Below are 26,869 nucleotides of genomic sequence, written 5' to 3'. Positions count from 1 at the left end.
TTCTGATTTCAGCGGCAATAAATTACCTTTTTCAAGAGCCCGGCACAATGTCCGGGCCCAAAGGGCTTTCAGCAAGCCTTATAAACTGGTCAAAATGACCACAGTTTTTTATAAATCCTGATGATATCTTCTTTGGCTGGTACTCTGGGGTTATTGGCTGTGCAGGCATCTGCCAGTGCAGCATCTGCCATCTTATCAATTGCTCCAAAATAAGCATCTGGTGTAATCGTTCCCAGTTCCTGAATGGTCAGCGGAATGTTCATCTCTTTCTGCATAAACTGAATCCAGTTTACCAGGGAGCGCACTGTCATAACCTTATTATAGTTACTGAGTCCAAGGATATGGGCTACATTGGCATATCTCTTCACTGCCGGAAGATATTCTTTCTGGCTTTTACTATGTTTATTAATATCAGAGTTGAATTCAACAATATGGGGAAGAAGCATAGCATTCGCTCTTCCATGCGGAATATGAAACACAGCTCCCAGCTGGTGTGCCATACTGTGAGTAATTCCAAGTCCTGCTGTATTAAAAGACAATCCGGCCAGACAGGATGCTACATGCATTTTTTTACGGGCATGCATGTCACTGCCATCCAGATAGGCACGCAGCAGGAATACTCCACAGATTTCAATTGCTTTCTCTGCAAGAGCAGAAGAAAACTCATTATGCGCTGTACTGACATAGGATTCCAGCGCATGGGTAAATACATCCATACCTGTATCAGCTGTGATAGCCGGCGGTACACTTTTCACAAGCTCAGCATCCAGGATTGCCTCATCTGCAGTCAGACTGTCAGCAATCAACGGATATTTCACATGTGCCTCTGTATCGTTTACAACAGCAAAAGATGTAACCTCAGATCCGGTACCGCTGGTAGTAGGAACGGCAATCAGACCTACTTTTCCATAATTATTGATCTTCAGGGCAAACTCACGGATTGCTTTGGAAGAATCAATGGCAGAACCGCCTCCAACTGCAACAACTGCCTCAGGCTGATACTGAAGGAACTTCTTTACACCTTCTGCAATCTTATTCAGTGGTGCATCCGGCACCACATCACAAAAAATATCATATTCAATTCCTGCACTGCTTAACGGTGCAGTAATAAGATTCACCATTCCGCTTTGTACTACAAATGGATCGGTAATGATCAAAACCCTTTTATATGGGATTTCTTTCAGTCTGTCCAGGGCATTATCGCCAAAATGGATGGCTGTTTTCATTTCGAACGTACTGAAGTTATTCATTTATAATGCTCCTTTTCCGTTACTGCCCACTTGGTGCGCAGTAACCCTTTCTCTGGTTTCAGACAGGATATCTGCACTCTATACCCAGTTTTTCAAAGTATATCCTCCACCTGTCCTCTGGTCTTTTATCAGTTACAACCATATCTACTTCTTTCATACTTCCTGCAACTGAAAAAGCTTTTTGGTCAAATTTCGTACTGTCTATAACCAGAATTTTCTTGCGTCCCGATTTCATCATGGCTCTTTTGGTTGAGCCAAATGCCTCCTGTGATTCCATAATCCCCCATTCCTGATCCAGAGCTTTGCAGGAAATGATAACCTTATCTACATAATAAGACCGGATAGATTCATCAGTTTTAGAGCCAAGGAAGGCCAGATAGCCTTCCTTCATGACTCCGCCTGTTGAAATAATATTCCATCCGGACACATCTGCCAGCTCCAGCAGGATCTCCAGGGAATTTGTGATCACAGTAAGTCTTTCTTTTCCTTTCAGTGCCTTTGCCACAAAAACTGCCGTGGTACTTGCATCCAGAAAAATATGATCTCCATCGTTTACAAGAGAAGCTGCAATTTCCGCCATTTTCTGCTTTCCCGAAACATTCTGGTTTTTACGGACATTAAAAGGTAAATCAATGCTTATATCCTCATTTATTACCGCTCCACCGTAACTTTTTATGGCAAGGCCTTCTTTTTCAAGCTTGTCCAGATCACGGCGAATGGTCTCTTCAGAGACATTATAAAGCTGGCTGAGTTCACTGACTACAACCCGCTTCTCTGCCTGTAGTTTATCGAGAATCAGTTTCCGTCTCTCCAATGCAAGCATACTCGTTGCCCCCTTTACTGAGGAATTTTCCAAACATTTAATACCGAAGATTCAATAATCAAGAGAATATTAGTAATCCCGGATTTTACAAAATACTGTCAATCATTCGTCTGTCAGGATGTGCGATCACGGAAGAATCCAGATACATTCCCTTTGCAGATACCAGCTGCTTTGCTCTCTCAATAGAAGCCTCTACAGCTGAAACCTCACCTGTAATCATCATATATGATTTTCCACACATACCTTTTGCAATACGAAGTTCGATCAGATCAACGATTGCTGTTTTCGCTGCCTGATCTGCAGCCTCAATGATAGAAGCCGCATCATAGGTTTCCAGAATTCCCAGTGCACTGATTTCATCCACCTGTGTGGTTCCATAGATAGCCGGGAAAATAGATTCATGAGGATTACCCAGTACGAAACTGTCAATACACTTATCCTCATATGTAGTAACTGCTGCATCAACAGCTGCCTTTACCGCACTTAAGTCACCGGTAATAATCGCAATATATTTACCAGGACATACGGTCTGAGCCTCGATGATCTCTACCTCAGATGTTTTTACCATAGCATCTGCTGCGGTAACGCCGGTAGCTGTAGTTTTAAATTCAATCATTCCGATTGCTTTACTCATTTTGTGCACGTCCTTTCTAATTTACTGCAATTATGATATAACGGTCTGTCACTTCTGTCACTTTTCCATTGACAGAAGCATGGATTCCTACGCTTAAGCCCTGTGCAGGCTGAGCGATCATCTGTCCTCTGGTTACCGTATCACCTGCTTTTACTATTGCCTGAGCAGGTGCTCCGATATGCTGGCTCAGAAGGATTTTTACTTTCTTAACCTGTACCAGATCTTCATGAAGAGGTGCATCCTTGTCATATTTTGTAAGACCAAGACGTGCCATAAGACGTTCTTCAGGAACTTTACGATATTCTCTTGATTCCTGAACCGGCTTTGGCTGTACGCCCTGAGGCGGTCTGATACCTGCTTTTCTAAGTCCACCCTTCATATCAGCCAGAAGGCTTCTGGGTGCCAGACTCTGAGGACAGGAATACATCTCACATACACCGCAGGAGCTGCAGAAGGATGCATCAATATATGGATTCAGATCCCTGAAATCCTGATTTGCTGCTGCACGCATAAATTTTGCCGGGTCAATGGGATGTCCCAGATTATGTCTGGGACATAAATCAGTACATGTATTACACTGGCAGCAGATAGATGCTGCACGTTTTAAATCTATGGAAGAAGTCCGCTGCTTCTTCGCTACAATAAGATGGTCTTTTGGCAGTACCAAAATCGCATTTGTTGTCTTAGTCACCGGATCAGAACCATTTCCGATACGTCCCATCATTGGGCCGCCGACAAAATAGACCGGATCTTTTACTGTTGTATTTCCAGCTTGGGCAACAACTTCCTCTAGTGTACATCCCAGAGGAACTCTCACTGTAACCGGATCACTTACCTCAGCAACAACAGATACATATTTATCAGTTACCGGCTGCTTCTCCTCAACCGCACGATATACGTTATAAACAGTTTCTACATTGAATACGGCTACTCCCTGCTCAATAGGCAGTCCGCCCGGCCGTACCACTCGTCCTGTAGCTTCATAAATAAGTACAACTTCATCGCCCATGGGATATACCTCATCCAAAAGATGAAGTCTCATTCCCGGGAACTCCTCAATGTGCTGGTTCAGCGCATTGATTGTCTGTACATAAGATTTTTTAATTCCAATGATTGCTTCAGAAGCCCCTACCGTTTCCTGGATCATATGGAATGTTTTCATAATTTCATATGCATGTTTTTCCAATAACTGTCTGTGTAATTTCAGTAATGGTTCACACTCTGCACAGTTCATAAGAATGGTATTTGCCTTATCTGTGAGCTTCATATAGGTAGGAAATCCCGCTCCACCGGCACCTACTACACCATTCTGCTGTATAATATCCTGTAATTCTTTGATTTCCATGGCGTTACTCCAATCCCGCACCGTCATCAATGATTCCGACTATGGCCGCATCTACCGGTGCTGTTTCTACGCCGCAGCCAATTCTTGCTGCGCTACCCTGTGCCACCAATACATATTCTCCCACTCCTGCTCCGATCATATCGATCGCAACAAGCTGGCTGAGGTCACCCTTCATATGATGCACAGGCTCGATGATCATAAACTTATTTCCTATTAATTTTTCACATTTACGGGTGGAAACAACACTCCCAACCACTTTGCCTACTATCATATGAGCCTCCGAATTATTATTGTTATGTCAACTCATTCACCGATAACCGTATAGCTGTTCCTCAGCATATACGGTTATCAAATGAATGAATATATTATTTAATGATCGTTACTGTATTGCCTGTGGCAATTTTTGCTGCATTTGCTTCATCTGTGTCAATATGCATTTCCAGAGTAAAGCTGTCATCCACACGGATCTTAACCTGATTAAAGATAGTTCCTCTTTCATTATCAGCTTTCACGGATACGATATCTCCATCCTTTACACCAGCAGCCTGAGCATCCTTCGGAGACATATGAATGTGACGCATAGCCACAATACAGCCTTCCTTCAGATAAATAGCACCCTTAGGTCCTACGATAGCAATCGGAGCACTTCCGGCAATATCACCTGATTCACGAACCGGTACATTCATTCCCAGTTTGATCGCATCCGTAGCAGATACCTCAACCTGTGAAGCCTTACGTACAGGTCCAAGGATTCTCACATTCTCAATAGCACGAAGCTTCAGCCCTACAATAGTAACAGTCTCATTAGATGCAAACTGTCCGCCCATAAGTGCTTTCTTCTTTGTAAGCTGATATCCAGGTCCGAATAATGCTTCTACATGCTCCTGTGTCAAGTGAATATGTCTTGCGGAAACTCCAATAGGAACAACAAAGCCATTTCCCGTTTCTTTATTCTGGTCAATTGCCTGAAGTACCAATCTGGTAATCATTTCAATATTATTTGTTTCCAAGAATACACCTGCTTTCCGTCAGAACTGACTTTAAATTATTTTAATACAGGCAGGATTTTCTCTACATCTGTGTGTGGTCTTGGGATTACATGTGTAGCTACTAATTCGCCAAGTCTGGATGCTGCTGCACTTCCGCTCTCTACTGCAGATTTAACTGCTCCTACGTCTCCACGAACCATAACTGTTACAAGTCCGGATCCGATTTTCTCTGTTCCTACTAATGCAACATTAGCTGCTTTACACATCTGGTCAGCTGCCTCGATTGCTGCTGTAAGTCCTCTGGTTTCAACCATTCCTAATGCTTCCTGTGTCATGATTTTTTCCTCCTTATGAAATACTGTTCCACGAATTTCTTCTTTTACTGTTTCTTTTTTTATTGCCGTTTTCTTCGATGTTTCTGTAGTTTTTGCCGCCGTTCCAGCTGCTGCAGCTTTTGTTTCATTTGACGTTTCTTTCTTCACAGCAGTTTTTGCTTTTGAAGCTGTACTCCCTGTTCTTCTGGGAGCAGCAGCCTTTCCGGGAGCTTTATTCTCTGCTTCAGGTTTCTTTTCTTCAGCCATCATTCATCCCCCTGTTTCGCCTGGTTCTTCCAGCGGCTTGCACTTAATTCCACAATCTTGACAATCTCTTCATGTGGTCGGGCAATCACTGCATAACTTACCGGTTTCTTAATCGCGCCTGCCACAGCAGCCTCTACAGCTTCTGTTACGGCAGACACATCACCTTCAATTATAATAGTAACCAGTCGTCCGCCCAGCTTACGTTCCCATGACGCCAGCTCAACGTCTGCAGTTTTACACATGATATCAAGAGCGTCAATCGCTGCTACAACACCAGTGATTTCTATAAAACCATATGATTTACTCATGAGCGAACTCCTTTTAGATCACTGCACAATGTGATATGTACAGCACTCTATAATTTATACTACCGTGACTGGTCAGATGCTTGGAAGGATTTTCTCTACATCATTGTGAGGTCTCGGAATTACATGTGTAGCTACTAATTCGCCAAGTCTGGATGCTGCTGCGCTTCCGCTTTCTACTGCTGCCTTAACAGCTCCTACATCTCCGCGAACCATAACTGTTACAAGTCCGGATCCGATTTTCTCTGTTCCTACCAGTGAAACCTCAGCTGCCTTTGTCATTGCATCAGCTGCTTCAATTGCTGCTGTAAGTCCTCTGGTTTCAACCATTCCTAATGCTTCCTGTGCCATTTTCTATTCCTCCTGAATTTCCTGAATCAACGATAACTGTTCTTGTTCTGCAGCTACGTTTTCGGTTTTCTATTGATGTCTTATCATAACTGTTCCGTATTCAGCTGAGTACTGAACAGTTACATCTTATCTTATAATTCAAGGATATGCAACTGTTATTGCTTATCCAGGGCGCTGATCTTCAGCATTTTCTCCGTTCCCTCTTCGGGATTCGGAATGATATAATGCTGTACCACACCAGTCATTCTGTTCGCAACTTCCATGCCTGCTTCCACAGCCGCTGTAACGTCCGTTACACTTCCTCTGAACTTGATGCAGACAAGGAGCGGCACCGGCAGGCTGTCAGCATTAGCTGGTTTATTCTTATCGAACACTTCCAGATGGACATTTGCTGCCTTGCATCCGGCATCGCCTGCTACAAAGGCTGTTGTAAGTCCAAATACCTCTAAAATTCCTACAGCTTCTGCCATTTTGTTTCTCCTCTATTGCCAGGCCTGTTATTTATTTACTACCGCGATCTTCAATCCTGTCATAGCCAGGTTTGTCTGAAGCGCCTCATTGATCTGCTCTAACGGGAATTTGTCAGTGATCAGTTCGGACATTGGCAGACCGATTGCATTTGCTCTCTTGAGGAAATCAAAGGTTGTAACATAATCTCTCAGAGTATATACCCAGGATCCAACCAGATTGATTTCTTTGGAGCAGAGATCAAAATGAGGATTGATCACTGCATCTCCACCATTGATAAAGAATCCAAGTTCGCAAAGACCGCCGCCATTGCGGATAAATTTATAAATATTTGCATGAGCCTTCGGGTTACCTGTACACTGGAAAGCGAAATCTGCAAGATGTCCGCCCTGTGCTTCCTTAACAGCCTCAGCCAGTGCTTCTGTTTCCTTGAAGTTCATAAAGTTAACGCTTGTTGTTGCGCCCATTCTCTTGGCAAACTCAAGACGTTTCTCATTTCCGTCTACAGCGCAGATATTTTCGATACCCATAGTACGAAGTACTGCGATACAGATCAGACCGATCGGTCCGCATCCCTGTACAACAACTCTGCTGTTGAAACGAAGGATTCCTGTTGTTTTTGCTCTCTCTACTGCATGTACAAGTACAGCACATGGCTCAATCAGGATTCGGGAATCCAAATCCAGATCACTTACATTAAAGAATGTAGTTCCAAAGCTTCCGCCTCTTAAGAAGATGTAATCTGAGAACCATCCGTTAAGATGTATATCATCATCCGGAAGAAGTCCGTATACGTCAGCACCGCCTACGTTTTTCTTGTTCAGGTCAAACATTGTGATATCAGGATCATCTTTAAAGATCATACAGGTAACAACCTTGTCACCAACCTTAACCGGTTTTCCGGCTGTATCTACTTTAACATTTTTACCCATTGCAACGATCTCACCTGTTCCCTCATGTCCGAGAGCTACAGGGATCAGATTAAACGGATCTCTCTTGAATTCATGTGCATCTGTACCGCAGACACCGCATCCCTCTACTTTAACCAGGATGTCATCATCTCCGATTGGAGGAATCGGGTATTCTTTCAGTTCAAAATGCTCTTTTTCTGTTAACACTGCTACTCTGGCTGTTTTAGGAATTGCACCGCTGTTGCTGGATGCAGCTGCTGCCGGTGCTGTTCCTGTCATGCCGGAGAGAACCTGTTTTACGATTTCTTCAATATTCACGTTATTCATATCCATGTTCTTTTCTCTCCTTTAATACACTGATTAACGAATGCATAAATTGTCTACCATTACGCAGCGTCTTCTCTTTGTAAATGTGCTTGCACTGGTAAGACCCTCGCCTGTACGGCTGGCAATTGTAAAGGTAGCATATCCTTCACCGCCAAATCCAAGTGCTGAATAAGACGGAGCATTCTTTACAAGAATTGCTGTATCAATTGCTTTTGCATATTTTGTGATATTATCGATATTCTTTGAATGAATATGCGCGGAATGGCGATTGCCATGCTCCAGCCATACTGCCTGTTCTACGGCATCATCAAAGTCTCTGGCTCTTACAACACCCAGGATTGGCATCATAAGCTCAGTTGTGATCAGCGGATGTTCCTTCGGTCCTTCAAATACAATACATCTGATATTTGCCGGCGCCTGTACACCGATCATAGAAAGAAGAGTCTTTGCATCACGGCCTACGCATTTACGGTTCAGTTTACCGCCTGCAAGAACAACTGATGTCAGCTTATCCTGCTCTTCCTTGGATGCAAGATAGCAGTCATTTTCGCTTACCAGGTAATGCATCAGTTCATCTACAATAGAAGATACTGCAACAATTTCCTTCTCAGCAATACATGGAAGGTTATTGTCAAATGTACATCCATTTACAATGTCCTGAGCTGCTTTACGGATATCTGCGGTCTCGTCAACCAGTGCCGGCGGGTTACCTGCTCCGGCTCCGATACCACGTTTACCAGAAGAAAGCACTGCAGTTACTACACCAGGGCCACCTGTTGCTACGATCAGATGAATATCCTTATGCTTCATCATAGTGTTGCTTGTTTCCAGAGTAGGTTTTTCAACTGTAACTGCGATATTGTCCGGGCCACCGTTTTCCAGAGAAGCCTCGTTCAGCAGATTGATCGCATAAATAGATGTTTTGACAGCTGCAGGATGAGGATTAAATACAACTGTATTTCCGCCTGCAAGCATACCCATAGTGTTGCACAGTACTGTCTCACTTGGATTTGTACACGGAGTAATGGCTCCGATCACACCAAAAGGTCCCATCTCAACAAGAGTCAGACCTCTGTCTCCTGTCCATGCAGTAGTTGTAATATCTTCTGTTCCAGGTGTCTTATCAGCAACAAGAATATGTTTCAGGATCTTATCTCCTACATTTCCCATTCCTGTTTCCTCAACACCCATACGTGCCAGAACTTCTGCATTATCTTTGATTTTTTTACGAATACAGGTAATAATTTTCTCTCTCTGATCCATGGACATCTTCTTAACGATCTGCTGAGATTTCTTCGCAGCCTCGATAGCATCATTCATATCTTTGAAGATTCCATGTTTACCGGTCGGAGCGTCTGCAATCTGCATCTTTGCCATTACTTCCTGTACAATTGACTGTACCATGTTCTCATTAATTGGCATGAGACTGTCCTCCTTAATCATTCAAATATTTATTTCATTCCCAGCTGTTCCATTACTCTTTTTGTGATCTCAGCAACTACCTGTGCATCGTTCTGTGCAGGAGTTTCTTCTGTACATCCACAGTCACCGCCAACAAAATCATACTGATATCCAGGGAATTTTTTGAATTCGCCGCCATCATGACATGCTCCGCCACAGTTATGGCAGTTCATACCGCCCTTGTTCTGGCAAAGGTTTGCCGGATGTTTACCAGCCATACCGAATTTACGACGGATTTCATACAGTTTCTTAATATTCTTCTCATCGAATTCCTTCGGGCCACCCAGTAATTTACTCTGATACAGAAGCTGTGCATAGAATTCTACAGATTCCATTTTCATGTAAGCTGCATTCAGGTCTGTGCTCCATGTCAATGCTCCGTGGTTTTCAAGAAGAACTGCATCAAAATATGGAAGATATTTTTCAAGATTGTCCGGAATCTCCATTGTAGAAGGTGTACCATATTCAGCGATCGGAACGCATCCAAGAGCGATAACTGCCTCTGGCATGATCGGCTGTGTAAGCGGAATACCTGCAATTGCAAAAGATGTTGCATATATAGGATGTGCATGTACAACAGATCCTACATCCGGTCTCTTCTCATATACTCTCATATGCATCTTGATCTCGGATGATGGTTTGAATCCCGGATTAGCCTGGATCACATTACCCTGGGCATCAACTTTACAGATAAACTCTGGTGTCATGAAGCCTTTGGAAACACCTGTTGGTGTGCAAAGGAATTCATTGTCATTTAATTTTACGGAGATATTTCCGTCGTTAGCTGCCACCATGTTGCGGTTGTAGATTCTTCTTCCGATGTCACAGATCTGTTTTTTGATTTCAAATTCGTTTACCATGCTCATTTTCCTCCTTAAGGCATTTGGTTCTTTGACGTTTCTTCACTGATCATAACATAATCCGCATAAAAAGTCAAGAGAACAGCGTTGTTTTGTGTTGTTTTTCACATCTTTTCTGTGTTGTTTTTGTTTGTTTTATATTTATGTGGATTCTGGATTCCACATATAATATTTATTTTTATCCTCCGATCTGGCAGTCAAGTGCGCAGACAGCATGTACCGCTTTTTTAAGGGTTTCCATATGCTCTTTTGTCGGAGGTTCGATATCTCCCATGAGATAGGGTCTTCCAAGGCCTTCATATTTATCCTGTCCTAATCTGTGGTAAGGCAGAAGATGTATCTTATCCACTCCGGGAAGAGTTGACGCAAATCTGGCAATCCCCTGAATCTCCTCTACCGTATCATTAAAAGTAGGAATTACCGGCACCCGGATCACCAGGTGAGTCTTACCTGAAACAGCAACCTTTCTGGCATTCTCCATCATCAATTCATTGGATTTCCCGGTAAAGGCTTTATGTTTTTCATGGTTTGTGTGCTTAATATCCATCAGATAGGTATCCAGATAAGGAAGGATCGCTTCTATGGTCTCCCAGGGTGCGCAGGCCATACTCTCAATTGCTGTAGTGATTCCCCGTTCCTTTGCTGCACGGAGCAGATCCCTGGCAAAATCAGGCTGGCACAGGCACTCGCCTCCCGAAAGCGTCATACCGCCCCCCGAACGATAGTAATAAGGCCTGTCCCTTTCCACCTCTTCGATCATCTCTCTGACTGTAGCGTCATAACCAATCACCTTATTTTCTCCCAGAACCTTCATATTCTGAATTCTGTATTCCTGGGATTCCGGGTTACAGCACCATTTGCATCTGAGCACACAGCCCTTCAGAAAAACAATAGTTCTTATTCCAGGTCCGTCATGGATAGAATATCGCTGGACATCAAACACCCTGCCCTTTGTATCCAAACAGTCCATGTTTTCCCCTCTCTGTTAAAATCCCTGCTCTGTACGGCGGATAATATCATCCTGCAGAGATCTGGAAAGTGTTGTAAACAGTGCACTGTAGCCAGCCACACGTACGACCAGATGTTTATACTTCTCAGGATGTTCCTGTGCATCCAGCAGAGTTTGTCTGTCAACTACATTAAACTGCATGTGCATGCCCTTCTGGTCAAAGTAGGAACGGATCAGTGCCACAAATTTCTCAAGTCCCTCCCGTCCTGAAAGAGCAGACGGATGGAATTTCTGATTAAACAAGGTTCCATTGGATACAATAAAATGATCCAGTCTTGCAACAGAAGATGCTGCTGCTGTCGGTCCCTTTACATCCTTGCCTGCTGACGGAGAAACTCCATCTGCCACAGGAGTATGTGCATATCTGCCGTCAGGAGTAGCTCCTGTCTGTCCGCCCAGCGGAACATTTGCAGATACCGGATAAAGTCCTGCCTGGAACTGTCCGCCCCTTGGATTCTTATAATTCTGAAGAGGCTTGGTATATGTATAGGCAACCTCTCTGGCAAAATAGTCAACCTCCGGAATGTCATTTCCGAATTTCGGAACCTCATCGATCATGTCGTGGATTTCTTTGAATCTGGAAAGCTTATCCGGTTCCGGCTTCATGCCGATCAGACTGTTAAGCACTGCAGCCGCTGTAGATGCATCCACATTCCGTCCTGCCGCCTTCATAGCCTTCAGGATCTCTGTTCCAATATCTCCGGCAGACTGGGCATCCAATCCTTTATCGTAGTTCCATATCAGTGCTTCTTTCAGCTCTTTCATGGAAATCTTCTTTTCATCATAAACCAGCTGGCGTACTGCAAAAAGACCATCTGCCATATTTGCGACACCAAAGCCCTGTGGTCCTGTGAAATTATAAACTGCACCGCCTTCCTGAACGGATTTGCCTTTTTTCAGGCAGTCATCCACCATACAGGAAAGGAATGGTAGCGGACATCTCTCCGCATGTGCCACATCAATGGCATTATCCGCATTTACAAGAAGTGAAATACAATATTCCATCTGTTTCTTGTAAGCATCAAAGAATTCCTCAAAGGTGTTCATCTGAGTCACATCGCCGGTAGGAATACCCACCATCTCACCCTTGTCCATACCATTGGAGAAAACAAGCTCCAGCGGACGGCACATATTGAAGAATGCAGCATCATGCCAGCCTTCTGTCTTACCTGCTTTCTGCGGTTCCACACATCCGATAATGTTATAGTCACGGGCATCTGCCAGGGAAAGTCCTCTGTTCTGCAATGCCGGAATGATCACCTCATCATTGTAATATGCCGGCAGTCCGATTCCTGTTCTGGTAAGCTCTGCAGCCTTGATCAGGAATTCATGAGGGGAACCGTTCCACACTCTTACAGAAAGGGAAGGCTGAGGCAGTCTTACATGCATGGAAGCCTGAATGCACATAATAGAAAGATCATTTGTCACATCTTCCCCTTCACTGTTCTGACCACCTGCGATCAGGTTCTGGAAAAGGCTGTAACCTGCAAATCCCTCTGCTGATGCCGCATCACGGCATTTATTCAGATCATTCAGTTTCACCCAGATACAGTCCATCAGTTCCTGTGCGTACTCTCTGGTGAGAGCACCTCTCTCCACATCCTTCTTATAATATGGATACATATACTGATCAAAACGTCCTGGAGAAATAGAGTGGCCACTGGATTCCATTTGTAACAGTTGCTGTATAAACCAGAATGACTGGCAGGCTTCATAAAAGCTGTCTGCACCCTTTCCCGGTACTCTGCTGCAGTTTGCAGCAATCTGAAGCAGTTCCTGTTTTCTGACAGGATCTGTACACTGTGACGCCATTTGCTCTGCAAGCTGTGCATAGCGATGTGCATAATCAATCACTGCCTGGCAGCTGATCAGTACAGCTTCCAGAAAATGAGATTTGCGGGCATAATCACCATCACCTACATTGCATTTTTTCAGTTCTTCCCGGGTTTTCTCCATAATACCCTCGAAACCGATTTCCAGTACCTCCCAGTATTTTACAGTAACATGTCCTACGCCATTATAGAAATAATTTCCAGGTGTAAAGATATTATGTTCGATAGCCTTAATGGCTTCCGGTGCCATATAGGAAGTAGCAAGTTCACTGGTTGTTCTTCCCTTCCAGTATTTATCTGCTTCCAGCAGATCAGCTTTAGTCTGCTCTGCAATATCAAATGGGTCAGCTGTTCTGGTAGCAACTGTGTCCAATTCAGCCTCCAGCCATTCATAGGAAAATTCCGGGAAGGTCTGACATCCTCTGGGAGCAATGGTACTGCTTCCTACAATCAATTCATTATCGCGGATGATAATCGGAATATGATGCAGAATATGTGCAAATGCTTTGGCCCTACGGGTAATGATCGGTTCGCCTTCCGTCTCCTTATAAGATTCCGTCAGAAGCTTCGCTCTGGAAGATTCAATCACCGGCATATGCTCATAAAGAGCATCTACCAGCTTCTGGATTCTCGGAGATTTGGGAATATCTGATGTTTGAAATTTTTCCATGTTTCTCCTTTCTCATGAAAGAGGAGTTTTTATCTTCGCATTGCCATTCCCGGCGCTCAGACAAATTTCTTTCACTTTTTTTCATGTACTCATGTAAAACCATTATACCTCATTCGCCTCATAAGGTCAACAAAAAACAACATATTTCAAACTGTTTCTATGTTGTTTTTTGTTTGAATTGTTTGTAAAATTTAGTTGTTTTTATTCCGAACCCCAATTGACAACCTTTCTTCTTTCTGTCATAATTGTTATATATATTTTTTCAGAATATCTCTGCAAAACAGTCATTAATTTTATTTAAAAGGGGATGATCCTTACGTATCTTGCAGATATCCATACACATTCCATTGCAAGCGGACACGGTACTTCCTGCACAATTTCCGATATGGCAAAAGAAGCCGGACGCAAAGGCATGAAGCTTCTGGGCATCACTGATCACGGTCCCGGTACTCTTGCTTCCGGCACATCTTCTTATTTCCGCGGGTTGCCATTCTGCCCCAGAAAGCGTTTTGGTGTAGAAGTACTTTATGGCGTAGAACTCAATATTCTGGACATTCAGGGACATGTAGATCTAAGTGATGAGCTGTTGTCTAATCTGGACTACGCTATCATAAGTATGCATGGCCAGAACTACAGATCCGGAACTGTCAAAGAGAATACTCTTGCATACCAGAATGCAATGAAGTATCCTGCCGTAAAGGTTCTGGGCCATTGTGATAACCCGGCTTTTCCGGTGGATTACGATGCACTGGCTTATACAGCCAGCAGAGAAAATGTAATTTTTGAAATCAACGAAGTCTCACTGACTCCCGGCGGATACCGCGGTGACACCAGGGCAAATAACGCAGAAATCCTTCGTTGCTGCCTTAAATATCAGCTTCCCATTGTTTTATCCAGCGACAGCCATGGAAAAGAGCATGTAGGAGATTTTACCTATGCAGCAGAGTTCGTTCACCAAACCGGCTTTCCCGAATCATTGATTCTGAACAATCAGATTCCCAGACTGAAGGTATTTCTTCAAACCCGTTAGTTGTTTCCAATATGTGTTCATACCATTTCTTATGCAGGTATACAAAAAAAGATCATCAACAGATATTTCTCATATAAATATCCATTGATGATCTTTTTTATTTTCACCGGTCAGCCAGCCTTACTGCTGATCTGCACGCATTTTCTTCATCAGCTCAGCCAGTTCCTGATATTTCCCGGTCACATATCCATAGTTCTTTCTCTTATGAGGAAGCTGACAGTTGGTACAGTCCTTCAGCCCACTGTCTGTATATCGAAAATTCCCACCGCATTGATCCCCCAGTGCATATAAAGGGCAATAACAAAACAAACAGTTAAAATCCTCAGGATCTGCTCCCTTATGGCAGGGAAAAAACTCACATTTTTTATGACTGAAAAAAGAATACTCTTTATCTTCCCAATATGGTTTTTCCATATCTTATTCCCTTCTTCCAAATAGGCAGACAACAGATCAATCTATGATTTTCTCCATAATAAAGAGGGAGCGATGCTACTCCGGGGTAGAAGATTAATCCGTTCATGAGTGCGCGGAGGGAACGAATATTTCCGAAGTAGTATCGCCTGCCATTTAATCATGTATAATTCATAAAGAACAGGCGCATTCCATAAAAAATGTCTGCCTTCGAAAAAGCAGACAACGCTCCGAAGCTGCGGATTCAACGGAGTTGGTTGTTACACTTTACACGGAAGTTTAACCTCGCCATACTAAGCAGGTTTCCTGGCTCCAGGCTCATCGCTCCTCTCTCCTTCTCATGCTATGGCACAATGGATCTGCGAGATTTGCTCCTCTGTTACAGTGACCGGATCGCTCAGGTTTCTCACCTGATTCCCTCTCTCTGTACTGTATAAATAACAGTATCAGCACTTAATATGTTCTATATGGAATTATACTGTCCTTATAATAGCATCACTGTTAGAGAATGTCAACTATTTGTCAAAGTTTTTCAGAAACTTTTTTATATACTTTTTAAAAATTTTTTCAAATAAAAAACCAGGCAACAACACATATGGACGTCACCCGGTCTTTCCTCATTATTTTTTATCGGATATAATCTTTTGCAGATTATACAAGTCTTCTTACTGATACAATTGTTCTGTATGCAGCGTTGTCGCTGATCTTAATGCCGTCTACAGAGTTGGATGCATGTACAATACGTCCATTTCCCATATAAATTGCCACATGGCCGCCATAACAGATCAGATCACCTGGCTGCGCATCTGCGTAAGATACTTCTGTTCCACAATTCTGCTGTTCATAAGAAGTTCTCGGAAGGCTTACTCCAAAGTTGGCATATACACTCTGTACAAATCCAGAACAGTCTGCACCACTTGTAAGACTTGTTCCTCCCCATACATATGGATTTCCCACAAACTGTGTAGCATAATCCACTACAGAAGAGCCTGAGCCTGAACCAGAAGAAGAATTGTCAGAATCAGAAGACTGTTCTTCTTCATAATCTTCCTTTGATACTGTATTGTCAGAATCAATAACATTGCCATACTCATCATATTCCACATCCTCACCGGACTGTGCATTATCAATGACATTGCCATCTTCATCATATTCTACATCGTCTGATCCCTCATAGTTATCTTCGTCTGTATCCTCATCTGTATTTTCAACCGGATTTCCATCCTCATCATACTCTACATCTTCTGAGTTTGCAGCTTCCTCTGCTGCAGCAGCTTCTTCTGCCGCCTGTCTTGCAGCTTCTTCCTCTGCCTGACGTCTGGCCTCTTCCTCTGCCGCAATACGCTCTGCTTCCAACTGCTGGATCTCTGCTGTCTGCTCTGCCAGAAGATTTGCATATTCTGTTGCCTGCTGCTGTGCATATGCGATTTCATTTTCATAATCAGCAGACTCAGATTTTTTCTGATCAATCTGGTACTGAAGAGTATAAGACTGCTCTTCATAAGAAGATTTCATCTCTTCCAGCTCTGCCTTATCAGACTCATACTGTGTTTTTAAATTATTTACTTCATCAATGGTCTTCACATATTTGTCCAGATTTTTTCTGTCCTGTTCATACATCTGCTGGGTATTCTCAGCTCGTGTAAGAAGATCACTGAGATCTTCGGAATTCAACATCATCTGGAACCATGCAGAATCACCACCCTGCTCATACAGACACTGGATACGCTTCTTCATACTCTCGTACTGCTTATCTCTGGCTTTCTGCGCTTTTGCAAGATCCTGTTTTGTTCTGATGATATCAACCTCTTTATTGCTGATATCATTTTTAAGAGTATCGATGGAAACCATAACATTAACAAGATTGGAATCCAACTCTGAAATTTCACTCTCAAGCTGTGCTTTTGCATTTGCCAGTTCATCCATGCGGGAATATGTGGCATCAAGCTGTTGGCTTGTAATCGCCTGTTCTTCTCTTAAATCATCTTCTCTGGAAGCGCTTACGCTTACGGCCTGTGATGCAGTCATAAGCAGTGCTAATGTAAGACATACAATTTTTTTCTTCATGGTCTCTCGTCCTCGTAACCTTTTATTTCTTTTTATGTAATAGTTTCGTAATATTTATTTTAAGTCTTATTCATATTAACACATCATTTCCATGAATGCAAGGATTTTTTATAAATTATTTTAAATTTCCGTAACATTTAGTAATGTTTACGCAAAAAAGCAGCCGTCCCAACGGACAAGCTGCTTCTTTCATTTCATATTGAATTTGAATGCATCTCTCAATTTCTTAACTGAAAAGATCTGCCAGAATCTGATCTGCGGTCTTGCTCAGATATCCATCCGGATCAGAAAGTGTATTTCTGTTCCATCTGAAATAGTTTCCGTTACGGCTGTAATTACCGCTGGATGTGTGATATGCAGAACCATATTTTGCATATCCCGGATATCTGGACATATATTTCTGTGCCAGTGCAATTGCCTGACTTCCATACGTTCCATTCGGTGTAGGAGTTCCTGCGATCTGTACACCTGCATTTGGTGTAGAATGAACAATTACAAGACTCTTATCACTGCACTGTCCCAGAACAATCCATACATGGCCTTCATTATAACCAATATCACCAGGTTTGAATGTCCAGTCGGATTTTGACAGATCAGACTGTGTAAGAATGCTTCCCCAGCCTCTTGCCTTATAGGTAGATCCAACTTCACCGGAAACAACTGTATATCCGCTTCCAACTCCTGACTTCGTCTGCATCACCTGATATGCAGCCCAGCCAACAAAACCGGAACAGTCAAAACCTTTTGCTCTGTTTTCAGTACTCAGGTCTCTGTAATTATTATAATTATAATCTGCAGTCTGACTGTTATAGAAAGCAGTCATGGTAGGACTAAGTCCCTTACGGGTAGAATCATTCCATCCACCACCCCATACATAAAGGGCTTTTCCTACCGGAAGCAATGCTCCCGCAAGATAATTCTTAATCGTCTTACTTCCGTTTGATTCCGGAGTGATCAGCAAAATACCGTTGGAATCAAAAGTATATTTCTTACCGTCAATGGTAACCTGGCCTGTTGCCATTTCACCGGTCTTAGTATCAAAATAATATTTATTATAATTAATGGTCTGCCAGCCTGTCGCCATCTTACCGCTTTCTGTGCTGAAATAATAGTTCTTACCATCAATCTTCTGGAAGCCCTTTGCCATGATACCATCATCTTCTTCGAAGAATCTGGCTTCACCTTTTGTATTTTTTGCCCATCCTGTCAGCATGTAACAGGCACTTGTAAAATATCTGGTGTTCTTTTTGCTGTCTGTCAGAAACTCTTTACATGCAGCAACGCCACTCTTACTGTAGAAATAATATTTCTTTCCCTTCAGTGTCAGCCACTTAGTCTGCATAAATCCAGTAGACTCATCGAAGTATCTCTTTTGTCCCTTGGAGTCTGTCAGCCAACCGGTCATCATGATTCCGGCGCCTTTGCTGAAATAGCGCTTTCTTCCCTTGCTGTCTGTGGCCCAGCCCTTTACCTGTACGCCTGTGCTTGCATTAAAATAGTACTTCTTGCCGTCCAGCTCCAGCCAGCCTTTCTGTTTAGAACCATCCTTATTTATGTAGTATGATTTACCGTTAATCGTTACAAATCCAGTCTCTGTGTCGGCCTTAACCCGCGCAGCTGAAAAAAATACAGATACACATACAGCAAAAAACAGCAGGAACAGAAACGCCCCCCAGGTTCTGAACTTCTTGTTTACGTTTTGCATACATACCTTCCTTTTCTTTTTATTACATTTCATTATGTTTCATTTTCATGTTCAGAAATGTAAAGTCTTTACAATGTTGTTACGTTTGTATGACCCTATTATATTACACCTTCAACATACAGTCAACATTGAAGTAAAAATATGTTAAATTTTCACTAAATCACCACAGGTTTTTCCAGCAAAAAAGAGACAAAGCTAACAAAAAAGCCCTGTCTCTTTTCGATTTTACAGCAGATGTTTTCTCAATTCAGCCCCATCGGCAGAACTTAAATATGCAGGAGCCACGTCAAATACTGTCTTGGCACCTGTCTGACCTTCTTTGTTCATACGGTATGCTGCCCTCGCATAAGCAACCAGTACAGAAGAAGTAAACTCCGGATTTGAATCCAGTTTCAGGCTGTATTCAATCACATGATTGTTCTCATTATTCCATCCTGTTTTTCCGGAGCGGATCACAAAACCACCATGGGGGATTCCACTGTGATCACGCTTCAGCTCTTCTTCAGAAATGAAATGTACAGTTGTGTCGTAATCTGAGAAATAATTCGGCATAGTCTTAATATCGTTCTCGATCTGTGCCAGATCTGCACCTTCCTCTGCAACTACGAAGCATTCTCTTGTATGTTTCTGTCTTGTTGTAAGATCTGGATTCTCTCCGTTTCTTACCGCTTCCAGTGCTGTTTCAACAGGAATTGTGTACTGTTTTGCATCTTTTACACCTTTGATACGGCGTACTGCATCTGAATGTCCCTGGCTTACACCCTTGCCCCAGAATGTGTAATCCTTTCCGTTTGTAAGAATTGCATTTGCGTAGAGACGGTTCAGTGAAAACATTCCCGGATCCCAGCCTACTGAAATAATACCGATATGACCGCTTTCTTTTGCTGCCGCATCTACTGCTTCAAAATGTTCCGGAATTCTTGCATGTGTATCAAAGCTGTCAATTACGTTAAACATCTTTGCATATTCCGGCGTCTGTTTCGGAAGATCTGTTGCACTTCCACCGCAGATAATAAGAACATCTATCTTATCTTTCATTTTTTCAGCATCACTGACAGAATATACTGTTGCTGTCTCTGTAAGAATCTTAACGGTTTCCGGAGCACGACGTGTAAACACAGCCACAAGCTCCAGATCTGGATTATGTTTGATTGCGCACTCTACACCACGGCCAAGATTGCCGTAGCCCAAAATACCAATACGAATACTCATTATGATTTCCTCCTGTAACCTTTCTTCTATTATCGCAGCTATTTTTCGTCATCACGGCTGCGCATTATCACTTTACTATAGTAATATTTTCCATTTTGATTGTCAATCCATTAATGGAAGTTTTATAATTCCGTGTGCAGTTTGTGAACAGTAACCAATTTGTTACAAAAATCAACAACAAAATACACCTCCACCTGGACAGCAGAGACTGCAGGCCAGATTTGCCAGACAAAGCTTCATGCAGTAATCATCACCGCCGGTCGGCATGCCCCCAAAAGGATTCTGCATTTCCCGGTACCAGCTGCCGCCCCCTTCCATTCGCTGAAGAAGCATCTGATACTGCATATTATCCGGTTCCAGACGGACTGCCTCCCTGATATCGCTGAGAGCGTTCACATTATTTCCAAGCCCCATATTTGCCATTGATGAAAGGTAATACCACTGGCCATTACGCTGAGAAAGAGACTGCAGCACATTCATAGCCTCTCGGAAGTGACTGCTCTGAATATAATTTGCTGCCGCTTGCCTGCGAACACTTTCCTCATCCTGATAAGCATTGCCAGAATTTCCGGAATAACCGCCAAAGCCTCCAAATCCACTATAAGAGTCTCCATAACTGCTTCCCTGTTCCCTTTCCCGCATGATCTGCTCATAGGCCTGCTGGACCTGTTTAAACTTCTCCTCAGCCTGTTCCCTGTTGGGATTATTAATATTTGCATCCGGATGATATTTGCGGCTCATCCGACGGTATGCTTTTTTTATCTCATCATCTGACGCGTCCCGGGACACTCCCAGCACACTGTACGGATCAATCATGTTTTTTCTCCCCTGCTTTCCTTCGTTTCCTGGCAATCGTCTCAAAACGACACCACACACCGGAATAAAGAATATTCCTCAAAATATCTGTATACTTTATAATAGGAAGCTTTTCAAATTCTCTACAGGTCTGAGCCATCATCATGATCAAAAGCTGCCGTACCTGCTCATCGAACCCTTTCATTATATATTTTTCTGCAAAAGGGTTGTAATTTCCATTTTTTACATCTTTTTCCACATCATCATAGGCATCCAGAATATAAATGAATTTTCCAAGATAAAATCCCATTCTGCGCAGAGAGTCTTCCCACGCATCCTTTTTCCAGGCAAAAATCTCCTCCATGATCTGGCCAAAACAGCCTGACATTTTGTCAATATCTGTTTCTCCTGCCTTTTCCATCTGAGATAATTTTTCAAGTAATTTTCTGATTTTCTCTGCTTTCTCCGGATACCGGCGGCTCAGCCGATTATTTTTCCTCTGCAGAATTTTCCCATATCCCAATGCAGCAAACTTTTTCTCATCTTCCCAGTCATCCATACATTTATAATATGTGAGAAGGACATTCATATCTGCTCCATATTCTGTGGCTGCATTTTTCCGGACCGGCTGTCTGCATACAGGATGGATCACACATCTGGTTGTTCCCTTTTGAGTCGGTGGTTCATAAAGTGCGCTGAGAAGTACAACCACAAAAGTCATATCATAAGTCAGGGTAATCTGCCCGGATATCCCATATTTTTCTCTCAGCTCTCTGCAGAGACCGCAGTAAAAGGATCGATACAGATCAAAATCCTTAAACCTGATCTCCGGTTTATTCATTACCACATAGCCAAACATTTTATTTCCTCTTGATAAACTTACTGTGACACTTCGGACATTCAATTTCTATCTTCTGACCATTTCCTCTGGGAATGCGGATCTTTTGTCCGCAGCCCGGGCAGGTGTAAATATGATGGGTTTTTCTCTGCTCCATCATACGCTTTTCTTTCATGAAACGGCCACGGATATTCTGGGTCATTGCCAGATATTTCTGATTTTCGGCATAACGCTTCTGAATATTTCTGGACAGAATTCTGACATAAGTATATATGATCAGTACAAAGCCTAACAGATCCAAGACTCCGCCTGCCATATTTCTTCTGCAGAAAGATCCGATCACAACTATAAAAAGCGCCACACCCAGGGTAAATCTTGATAACTGGTCTACACCATAACGTCCCTGCATAAATTTATTCAGTTTGTCTCTCATCCTTACCTCTTTTCAAGTCTCTCTGAAATCCCTTAAGGATTTTTGCCTGTTCAGCAGCAAAAGCACACCTTATTCTCTCACAAGAACCTTCTGAATTTCAGCAATATACATTGTATGGTAATCCTTCTGTGGATACCATTTTGTATCATTTTCTGTCTCATCAAAGCATTCCGGCTTAATAGTATCATGATACATTTTTTTACATACCATAATCATATCCGCCTCCTGAATGCCAGCTGTTCCATCTACAAAATAAGGAGTCAGTCCTGCCTCTGTGATCTTATCAATTCCCTTTCCGGAAACAGTTCCGCAGTAATTCAGTGCCTTACGATAATCCTCTCCCAGCACAGAAATCGTAAAGGTTTCCTCCCTGTCTACAAATTCCTTTGTATATCTCTGAGGGCGGATATAAACAGTTACTGCATTTTTTCCCCACATAACGCCCATGGCACCCCAACTGGCTGTCATTGTGTTGCATTTTTCCTCATTTCCTGCTGTGATCAGCAGCCATTCCTTACCAATCTTGGTAAACGGATTCATTGTCAGTTCCTCTGGTTTCACTTCTCTAAAGCTCATTTATTTTTCCTCTCTTTCATCTGTCATTACAAACCTGGAAGATATAAAATTTCAAATAATAGGATTCATCTGCAGACCACAGGATGGGATGATCCGGTGCCTGAGTTCTGTACTCCACCTGGCGCAGTCTCTTATGTACATTTTTTGCTGCCTGTCCGATGGTTCTGGTAAATAATTCATAATCCATAAAATGGGAGCAGGAGCAGGTTGCCAGAAAGCCTCCATCCTTCACCAGCTTCATAGCCCGAAGATTAATCTCCCTGTATCCCTTTACTGCATTTTTTATAGAATTTCTGGATTTGGTAAAGGCCGGCGGATCCAGGATCACTACATCAAACTTCTCACCCTTCTCCTCCAGCTCCGGAAGAAGCTCAAATACATCCTCACAGATAAATTTTACTCTGTCTGATAATCCATTTAACGCTGCATTTGCAGTAGCCTGATCTACAGCCAGCTGGGAAGCATCCACACCTGTCACACTGGCAGCGCCTGCAATTCCCGCATTCAATGCAAAGGAACCGGTATGGGTAAAGCAATCCAGCACTTTTGCGCCCTTACACAGCTTCTGGATGGCAAGTCTGTTATATTTCTGATCCAGGAAAAATCCTGTTTTCTGACCGTCTTTTACATCTACTTCATATTTGACGCCGTTTTCTTCAATCTGTACCAGGGTAGAAAATTCCGGTCCGATAAAGCCCTTGACCAGTTCCATTCCTTCCTGTCTGCGGACCTTCACATCACTTCGCTCATAAACTCCACGGATTATGATACCGTCCTCAGCCAGTACTTTTTTCAAAAGTTCAACAATCTGTTCCTTATAACGGTCAATTCCCAGAGCCAGGGACTGAACCACCAGCACATCCGAAAACTTATCCACTACAATTCCCGGCAGAAAATCTGCTTCTGCAAAAATAAGTCTGCAGCTTCCTGTATCCACTACCTTCTTACGGTATTCCCATGCATCCCTCACACGTTTTTCAAGAAATTCCTCATCAATCTCCTGCCTCTCATCTCTGGTAAAAAGACGCACCGCAATTTTGGAATTTGTATTGATAAATCCCTTTCCCATGGGATATCCATCGAAATCATGAACCAGCACTGTATCTCCATTTACAAAGCTGCCCATAATTGTATCTATCTCATTATCAAAAATCCACATACCTCCGGATTTCAGAAGTCTGCCTTCACCCTTTTTCAGGGTTACCACTGCAAAACCCATATTTTATCCTCCTGTTGCTCATAAACAATCCGTAATAAACTCTCTCTTCTTTCACTTTTACGATTCATTCTAACACAGAACTTTATTTTTTTCTACCCATTGTTTGTTCGCGTCCAAAATGTAAAAAGCAGCCAGTGAAATTTCCATTCCACTGACTGCCCTTATTTATCTTCTGCGCTCCTTCAAAAGAATACAGCGTTCCAGTCCACCGTAGCATCTGGCAATCTTTTTTACCTGATAGCCATGACTCTCCATATTATATCTGCTGAATCTGTTCTCCGGATGAACGGTACACATCAGATATACAAATCTGTCCGGATCCAACAGGTTTTCTGCAGCTTCCAGCATCCTGCCCTGAAGTCCATTTCCCCGGAAAGCAGTGTCCACTGCTGCCGAATCCATCACCGCCACCTGAGACAGCTGTCTGTCGTCAAATCCCAGGTAGGTTCCCAGATTATCATCCTTATCCGGATACTTGATAATAAAGAAGCCTGCAATCTCTCCATCTGAAGCTTCTGCCACTACACTAAAGCCCTTCTGCTCCAAATGTGCTCTTACATAAGCCTCATCATCTGCCACAAACCATTCCGGATGGATGTGGCATTTCCCGGCCTGCTCCATGATCCGCATAATCCCCCAGACATCTGCAGGCTCTGCTTTTCTGATCTGAAACTCCATAAGTCCTTACTTATTCCTCAACCTGTGCCTCTTCAGCAGCATCTGTACCATCTTCATTCTCCACAGCCGCCTCTTCACTGGTCTGTACTGTCTCATTATACAGCTTCTGGAAGAATTTCATAGTATCATCATACAGAGTCTGTCTGTCTTCATCTGTAAGTTCGCTAAGCTCTGGAACTGCCTGTACACCTTCACTCAGTCCGAAAAGGTCCTTCAGTGCCTTATCGATCATATTCAGCTCAGGAGTCATATAAAGCTCTGTACCGTCTGCCTGGTAGGACTCAGTTCCCTGTTTCAGTACATCCAGATATGCTTTCTCTACATCCTTAGAAAGAGTTGCTCCGTTTTCTGCATCCAGCACAACTGTGGAAACTGCAGTTTCATCACCCATAGCAGTCTGAAGAGAAGCTGCATCTCCCTCGTACTCACCCTTACAGAATGTCTCTGTCTGGGTAAATAATGTTTTCTGATCCTCTGTCAGAGAGGAGGTATCCAGTTCATCTGCTGTATCTGCAGTTTCACTGCCATCAAGGGATCCGTCTGTATCCTCACTGCCGTCCCAGTCCCCATTATCCATATCTTCTGTATCAGAGGAATCTTCGTTCTGGCTATCTGCACTGCCTGTGTCCATACCTGTCTCCTGTTCCAGAGCGGTATCCTCTGTGGAGCTCTCCAGTACATCTCCTCCAAGCACACTGTTATCTACGCTTCCCAGAATGTCATCTCCATCTGCGGAATCCCCTGCATTTACAGTATCATCTTCCTCTTCGTCCACTTCACCAATCTCATCACTGTTTCCGGAAGTATTCTGATCCACCTGTTCCAGAGTTGCTTTTACATCATCATAATCGTAATCCTGCTGTGCGATCTGCTCCAGAAGCTCTACGATCTTGTTGATCTGGTCAGAATCCAGAGTTACATTATTCTGCTGAGCCACATTCACTACAATGTTATAGATATCATCCGCATTCTGTACATTGTTCTGAATGACCTGCATCTTGGAATTGTTCATAACAGTAGTTGCATCATTCTTGCCTACCTCATCAGCCAGATTTCCTGTCACTACCATTTCCTCTGTTGCCAGTTCCTTCTTGGTGCTGTCCAGCTGCTCGCCTGTGGCAGTCTCATAAGCCATCTGGATTCCAGTCAGTGCGCCTGTACCGGAAACCTCAAAAGGACATGCTGCAACAACTTCACAATTCTTTACACCGGAAGTAGAAAGAGATGTAGCAATCATATTACAGGTTACCCAGTTCAGGTTTGCTGTACGGACTTTAATTCCGCCGGATGTGGTTGGCTTTACATAAGCACAGCTTACTGTCCTGGTTCCGATCTGCTCAATAGGAACGTATGCGCTCAGATGATCTCTCTCATCCTGATTGGTGATCGTCAGGATCTGTACCTGGTCACTGCTTACATTAAAATATTTCATCATAGTGTTCTTCTGTGCATCTGTAAGGTCAGCCCCCAGTGTTACAACCTTCATGGAATCTGCCATTGTCGGTATTGTGGTCCCGGAAACCACCAGACATGCACTGCAGAGCAATGCACCTAATTTCTTAATATTTTTCATATTATAACCTCCCTGTGTTTGAACAAAAGACCTCTGGTTCTTTTTCGTGGCTTTTATTATAACATATTTTTATTATAATTTGTATTTCTAATTTAATGGTTTCTAATTTAATATCAATTTAATTTCAGATACTTATGGTAAAATCCAGGCAAAGGTGGTATAATAATCCCATTAATATAACAGACGGCAGATTTGGCTGTTCTTTTAATGGCTTCAGCCGACTTAATGATTGAGAGGATGGTGCGGTTATGAATATTAAAATTGATGAATTATTAGCAGCTTTAAAGAAAAAAGAAGAAGAGCAGGATAAAAATACAGTTCTCTGGGTATTGGCGATCATCGGTGCTGTCGCAGCAGTAGCAGGTATTGCCTTTGCTGTTTATCGCTTCTTTGCTCCGGATTATCTGGAGGATTTTGAAGAAGACCTGGATGATGACTTTGATGATTATTTTGAGGATGAAGAATAATCCAGAATATGATCAGCAGTCTTCGTTGACTGTACAGCAATCAGAAAGC

At 42.9% G+C, this 26,869-nt stretch carries 28 protein-coding genes and 1 riboswitch; of the genes, 2 read left to right on the top strand and 26 right to left on the bottom strand.

Translation table 11 applies throughout. The annotated features are described in order from the left end of the window. Positions 1–89: 89 nt before the first annotated feature. The 15 genes from ACTNC6_RS01220 to ACTNC6_RS01150 all read right to left on the bottom strand — a co-directional run bounded on the left by ACTNC6_RS01220 (position 90) and on the right by ACTNC6_RS01150 (position 13,816). On the bottom strand, positions 90–1,250 hold the full coding sequence (locus ACTNC6_RS01220) for a 1-propanol dehydrogenase PduQ (RefSeq protein WP_441042982.1): 1,161 nt from the start codon (positions 1,248–1,250) through the stop codon (positions 90–92). A 58-nt stretch (positions 1,251–1,308) separates the two neighbouring features. Then, entirely contained in the window at positions 1,309–2,073 is a 765-nt protein-coding gene (locus ACTNC6_RS01215) for a DeoR/GlpR family DNA-binding transcription regulator (protein WP_019162705.1), read from the bottom strand. A gap of 85 nt (positions 2,074–2,158) precedes the next feature. Continuing rightward, the gene (locus ACTNC6_RS01210) at positions 2,159–2,707 is read right to left on the bottom strand and encodes a BMC domain-containing protein (protein ID WP_173742199.1); all 549 of its coding nucleotides are present in this window, start codon (positions 2,705–2,707) and stop codon (positions 2,159–2,161) included. A 16-nt stretch (positions 2,708–2,723) separates the two neighbouring features. Further along, positions 2,724–4,052 (bottom strand): 4Fe-4S dicluster domain-containing protein, encoded by a 1,329-nt coding sequence (locus ACTNC6_RS01205; RefSeq protein ID WP_019162707.1) that lies wholly within the window; start codon positions 4,050–4,052, stop codon positions 2,724–2,726. A 4-nt stretch (positions 4,053–4,056) separates the two neighbouring features. Further along, a complete protein-coding gene (locus ACTNC6_RS01200; protein ID WP_019162708.1) occupies positions 4,057–4,323 on the bottom strand; it encodes a EutN/CcmL family microcompartment protein in 267 nt (88 codons plus the stop codon). A 94-nt stretch (positions 4,324–4,417) separates the two neighbouring features. Then, complete coding sequence (locus ACTNC6_RS01195; protein WP_330699333.1) at positions 4,418–5,041, bottom strand: phosphate propanoyltransferase; 624 nt, start codon at positions 5,039–5,041, stop codon at positions 4,418–4,420. A 56-nt stretch (positions 5,042–5,097) separates the two neighbouring features. Beyond that, the gene (locus tag ACTNC6_RS01190; protein ID WP_005427721.1) at positions 5,098–5,376 is read right to left on the bottom strand and encodes a BMC domain-containing protein; all 279 of its coding nucleotides are present in this window, start codon (positions 5,374–5,376) and stop codon (positions 5,098–5,100) included. A 245-nt stretch (positions 5,377–5,621) separates the two neighbouring features. Continuing rightward, positions 5,622–5,930 (bottom strand): BMC domain-containing protein, encoded by a 309-nt coding sequence (locus ACTNC6_RS01185; protein ID WP_019162711.1) that lies wholly within the window; start codon positions 5,928–5,930, stop codon positions 5,622–5,624. 72 nt (positions 5,931–6,002) lie between these two features. Further along, positions 6,003–6,278: a BMC domain-containing protein gene (locus ACTNC6_RS01180; protein ID WP_019162712.1), complete on the bottom strand. Its 276-nt coding sequence runs from the start codon at positions 6,276–6,278 to the stop codon at positions 6,003–6,005. 155 nt (positions 6,279–6,433) lie between these two features. After that, positions 6,434–6,748: a BMC domain-containing protein gene (locus ACTNC6_RS01175; protein WP_441042981.1), complete on the bottom strand. Its 315-nt coding sequence runs from the start codon at positions 6,746–6,748 to the stop codon at positions 6,434–6,436. Positions 6,749–6,775: 27 nt separating this feature from the next. After that, complete coding sequence (locus ACTNC6_RS01170; RefSeq protein ID WP_019162714.1) at positions 6,776–7,990, bottom strand: zinc-binding dehydrogenase; 1,215 nt, start codon at positions 7,988–7,990, stop codon at positions 6,776–6,778. A gap of 27 nt (positions 7,991–8,017) precedes the next feature. Next, the gene (locus ACTNC6_RS01165) at positions 8,018–9,406 is read right to left on the bottom strand and encodes an aldehyde dehydrogenase family protein (RefSeq protein WP_019162715.1); all 1,389 of its coding nucleotides are present in this window, start codon (positions 9,404–9,406) and stop codon (positions 8,018–8,020) included. A 29-nt stretch (positions 9,407–9,435) separates the two neighbouring features. Continuing rightward, a complete protein-coding gene (locus ACTNC6_RS01160) occupies positions 9,436–10,305 on the bottom strand; it encodes a class II aldolase/adducin family protein (RefSeq protein ID WP_441042980.1) in 870 nt (289 codons plus the stop codon). Between the two features lie 178 nt (positions 10,306–10,483). Continuing rightward, complete coding sequence (locus ACTNC6_RS01155; protein WP_441042979.1) at positions 10,484–11,275, bottom strand: glycyl-radical enzyme activating protein; 792 nt, start codon at positions 11,273–11,275, stop codon at positions 10,484–10,486. A gap of 15 nt (positions 11,276–11,290) precedes the next feature. Next, a complete protein-coding gene (locus ACTNC6_RS01150; protein WP_441034605.1) occupies positions 11,291–13,816 on the bottom strand; it encodes a glycyl radical protein in 2,526 nt (841 codons plus the stop codon). A 307-nt stretch (positions 13,817–14,123) separates the two neighbouring features. On the opposite strand from ACTNC6_RS01150, the gene ACTNC6_RS01145 reads away from it, so the two are divergent. Next, positions 14,124–14,846: a phosphatase gene (locus tag ACTNC6_RS01145; RefSeq protein WP_173742204.1), complete on the top strand. Its 723-nt coding sequence runs from the start codon at positions 14,124–14,126 to the stop codon at positions 14,844–14,846. A gap of 120 nt (positions 14,847–14,966) precedes the next feature. Here the strand turns inward: ACTNC6_RS01145 and ACTNC6_RS01140 are convergent, their stop codons facing one another. The 11 genes from ACTNC6_RS01140 to ACTNC6_RS01090 form a co-directional block, all read right to left on the bottom strand. Continuing rightward, positions 14,967–15,260: a cysteine-rich small domain-containing protein gene (locus tag ACTNC6_RS01140; RefSeq protein WP_186994693.1), complete on the bottom strand. Its 294-nt coding sequence runs from the start codon at positions 15,258–15,260 to the stop codon at positions 14,967–14,969. Positions 15,261–15,536: 276 nt separating this feature from the next. Then, positions 15,537–15,729, bottom strand: a riboswitch (cobalamin riboswitch). Positions 15,730–15,908: 179 nt separating this feature from the next. Beyond that, positions 15,909–17,324: a C40 family peptidase gene (locus ACTNC6_RS01135; protein ID WP_441042978.1), complete on the bottom strand. Its 1,416-nt coding sequence runs from the start codon at positions 17,322–17,324 to the stop codon at positions 15,909–15,911. 226 nt (positions 17,325–17,550) lie between these two features. Next, positions 17,551–19,029 (bottom strand): N-acetylmuramoyl-L-alanine amidase family protein, encoded by a 1,479-nt coding sequence (locus ACTNC6_RS01130; protein WP_441042977.1) that lies wholly within the window; start codon positions 19,027–19,029, stop codon positions 17,551–17,553. Between the two features lie 225 nt (positions 19,030–19,254). Then, a complete protein-coding gene (locus tag ACTNC6_RS01125) occupies positions 19,255–20,241 on the bottom strand; it encodes a diaminopimelate dehydrogenase (protein ID WP_441042976.1) in 987 nt (328 codons plus the stop codon). A gap of 171 nt (positions 20,242–20,412) precedes the next feature. Next, positions 20,413–21,057 carry a DnaJ domain-containing protein gene (locus ACTNC6_RS01120; RefSeq protein WP_441042975.1) on the bottom strand — a complete coding sequence of 215 codons (645 nt, stop codon included), beginning with the start codon at positions 21,055–21,057 and terminating at the stop codon, positions 20,413–20,415. After that, positions 21,050–21,895: a DUF5685 family protein gene (locus tag ACTNC6_RS01115; RefSeq protein WP_441042974.1), complete on the bottom strand. Its 846-nt coding sequence runs from the start codon at positions 21,893–21,895 to the stop codon at positions 21,050–21,052. Before ACTNC6_RS01115 ends, ACTNC6_RS01120 begins: the two co-directional genes overlap by 8 nt. Before the next feature lies 1 nt (position 21,896). Then, entirely contained in the window at positions 21,897–22,307 is a 411-nt protein-coding gene (locus ACTNC6_RS01110) for a hypothetical protein (RefSeq protein ID WP_173742211.1), read from the bottom strand. A gap of 69 nt (positions 22,308–22,376) precedes the next feature. Next, positions 22,377–22,883 (bottom strand): flavin reductase family protein, encoded by a 507-nt coding sequence (locus tag ACTNC6_RS01105; protein ID WP_173742212.1) that lies wholly within the window; start codon positions 22,881–22,883, stop codon positions 22,377–22,379. 16 nt (positions 22,884–22,899) lie between these two features. Next, positions 22,900–24,102: a class I SAM-dependent rRNA methyltransferase gene (locus ACTNC6_RS01100; protein ID WP_441034616.1), complete on the bottom strand. Its 1,203-nt coding sequence runs from the start codon at positions 24,100–24,102 to the stop codon at positions 22,900–22,902. A gap of 165 nt (positions 24,103–24,267) precedes the next feature. After that, the gene (locus ACTNC6_RS01095) at positions 24,268–24,780 is read right to left on the bottom strand and encodes an N-acetyltransferase family protein (RefSeq protein ID WP_441042973.1); all 513 of its coding nucleotides are present in this window, start codon (positions 24,778–24,780) and stop codon (positions 24,268–24,270) included. Between the two features lie 10 nt (positions 24,781–24,790). Further along, the gene (locus ACTNC6_RS01090) at positions 24,791–26,353 is read right to left on the bottom strand and encodes a DUF1002 domain-containing protein (RefSeq protein WP_441042972.1); all 1,563 of its coding nucleotides are present in this window, start codon (positions 26,351–26,353) and stop codon (positions 24,791–24,793) included. 248 nt (positions 26,354–26,601) lie between these two features. Here ACTNC6_RS01090 and ACTNC6_RS01085 point away from each other — a divergent pair, with 248 nt between their 5' ends. After that, on the top strand, positions 26,602–26,820 hold the full coding sequence (locus tag ACTNC6_RS01085; RefSeq protein WP_019162731.1) for a hypothetical protein: 219 nt from the start codon (positions 26,602–26,604) through the stop codon (positions 26,818–26,820). Positions 26,821–26,869: the final 49 nt, after the last annotated feature.

Source organism: Blautia sp. HCP3S3_C4, from assembly GCF_052064095.1.
Taxonomy (GTDB): domain Bacteria; phylum Bacillota; class Clostridia; order Lachnospirales; family Lachnospiraceae; genus Blautia_A.
This window is presented reverse-complemented; position numbering and strand designations above follow the sequence as displayed.

What these genes read in the sequence shown, in the direction of transcription:
- ACTNC6_RS01220 (WP_441042982.1), bottom strand. Translation starts at nt 1,250, where the DNA reads ATGAATAACTTCAGTACGTTCGAAATGAAAACAGCCATCCATTTTGGC.
- ACTNC6_RS01215 (WP_019162705.1), bottom strand. Translation starts at nt 2,073, where the DNA reads ATGCTTGCATTGGAGAGACGGAAACTGATTCTCGATAAACTACAGGCA.
- ACTNC6_RS01210 (WP_173742199.1), bottom strand. Translation starts at nt 2,707, where the DNA reads ATGAGTAAAGCAATCGGAATGATTGAATTTAAAACTACAGCTACCGGC.
- ACTNC6_RS01205 (WP_019162707.1), bottom strand. Translation starts at nt 4,052, where the DNA reads ATGGAAATCAAAGAATTACAGGATATTATACAGCAGAATGGTGTAGTA.
- ACTNC6_RS01200 (WP_019162708.1), bottom strand. Translation starts at nt 4,323, where the DNA reads ATGATAGTAGGCAAAGTGGTTGGGAGTGTTGTTTCCACCCGTAAATGT.
- ACTNC6_RS01195 (WP_330699333.1), bottom strand. Translation starts at nt 5,041, where the DNA reads ATGATTACCAGATTGGTACTTCAGGCAATTGACCAGAATAAAGAAACG.
- ACTNC6_RS01190 (WP_005427721.1), bottom strand. Translation starts at nt 5,376, where the DNA reads ATGACACAGGAAGCATTAGGAATGGTTGAAACCAGAGGACTTACAGCA.
- ACTNC6_RS01185 (WP_019162711.1), bottom strand. Translation starts at nt 5,930, where the DNA reads ATGAGTAAATCATATGGTTTTATAGAAATCACTGGTGTTGTAGCAGCG.
- ACTNC6_RS01180 (WP_019162712.1), bottom strand. Translation starts at nt 6,278, where the DNA reads ATGGCACAGGAAGCATTAGGAATGGTTGAAACCAGAGGACTTACAGCA.
- ACTNC6_RS01175 (WP_441042981.1), bottom strand. Translation starts at nt 6,748, where the DNA reads ATGGCAGAAGCTGTAGGAATTTTAGAGGTATTTGGACTTACAACAGCC.
- ACTNC6_RS01170 (WP_019162714.1), bottom strand. Translation starts at nt 7,990, where the DNA reads ATGGATATGAATAACGTGAATATTGAAGAAATCGTAAAACAGGTTCTC.
- ACTNC6_RS01165 (WP_019162715.1), bottom strand. Translation starts at nt 9,406, where the DNA reads ATGCCAATTAATGAGAACATGGTACAGTCAATTGTACAGGAAGTAATG.
- ACTNC6_RS01160 (WP_441042980.1), bottom strand. Translation starts at nt 10,305, where the DNA reads ATGGTAAACGAATTTGAAATCAAAAAACAGATCTGTGACATCGGAAGA.
- ACTNC6_RS01155 (WP_441042979.1), bottom strand. Translation starts at nt 11,275, where the DNA reads ATGGACTGTTTGGATACAAAGGGCAGGGTGTTTGATGTCCAGCGATAT.
- ACTNC6_RS01150 (WP_441034605.1), bottom strand. Translation starts at nt 13,816, where the DNA reads ATGGAAAAATTTCAAACATCAGATATTCCCAAATCTCCGAGAATCCAG.
- ACTNC6_RS01145 (WP_173742204.1), top strand. Translation starts at nt 14,124, where the DNA reads ATGATCCTTACGTATCTTGCAGATATCCATACACATTCCATTGCAAGC.
- ACTNC6_RS01140 (WP_186994693.1), bottom strand. Translation starts at nt 15,260, where the DNA reads ATGGAAAAACCATATTGGGAAGATAAAGAGTATTCTTTTTTCAGTCAT.
- ACTNC6_RS01135 (WP_441042978.1), bottom strand. Translation starts at nt 17,324, where the DNA reads ATGAAGAAAAAAATTGTATGTCTTACATTAGCACTGCTTATGACTGCA.
- ACTNC6_RS01130 (WP_441042977.1), bottom strand. Translation starts at nt 19,029, where the DNA reads ATGCAAAACGTAAACAAGAAGTTCAGAACCTGGGGGGCGTTTCTGTTC.
- ACTNC6_RS01125 (WP_441042976.1), bottom strand. Translation starts at nt 20,241, where the DNA reads ATGAGTATTCGTATTGGTATTTTGGGCTACGGCAATCTTGGCCGTGGT.
- ACTNC6_RS01120 (WP_441042975.1), bottom strand. Translation starts at nt 21,057, where the DNA reads ATGATTGATCCGTACAGTGTGCTGGGAGTGTCCCGGGACGCGTCAGAT.
- ACTNC6_RS01115 (WP_441042974.1), bottom strand. Translation starts at nt 21,895, where the DNA reads ATGTTTGGCTATGTGGTAATGAATAAACCGGAGATCAGGTTTAAGGAT.
- ACTNC6_RS01110 (WP_173742211.1), bottom strand. Translation starts at nt 22,307, where the DNA reads ATGAGAGACAAACTGAATAAATTTATGCAGGGACGTTATGGTGTAGAC.
- ACTNC6_RS01105 (WP_173742212.1), bottom strand. Translation starts at nt 22,883, where the DNA reads ATGAGCTTTAGAGAAGTGAAACCAGAGGAACTGACAATGAATCCGTTT.
- ACTNC6_RS01100 (WP_441034616.1), bottom strand. Translation starts at nt 24,102, where the DNA reads ATGGGTTTTGCAGTGGTAACCCTGAAAAAGGGTGAAGGCAGACTTCTG.
- ACTNC6_RS01095 (WP_441042973.1), bottom strand. Translation starts at nt 24,780, where the DNA reads ATGGAGTTTCAGATCAGAAAAGCAGAGCCTGCAGATGTCTGGGGGATT.
- ACTNC6_RS01090 (WP_441042972.1), bottom strand. Translation starts at nt 26,353, where the DNA reads ATGAAAAATATTAAGAAATTAGGTGCATTGCTCTGCAGTGCATGTCTG.
- ACTNC6_RS01085 (WP_019162731.1), top strand. Translation starts at nt 26,602, where the DNA reads ATGAATATTAAAATTGATGAATTATTAGCAGCTTTAAAGAAAAAAGAA.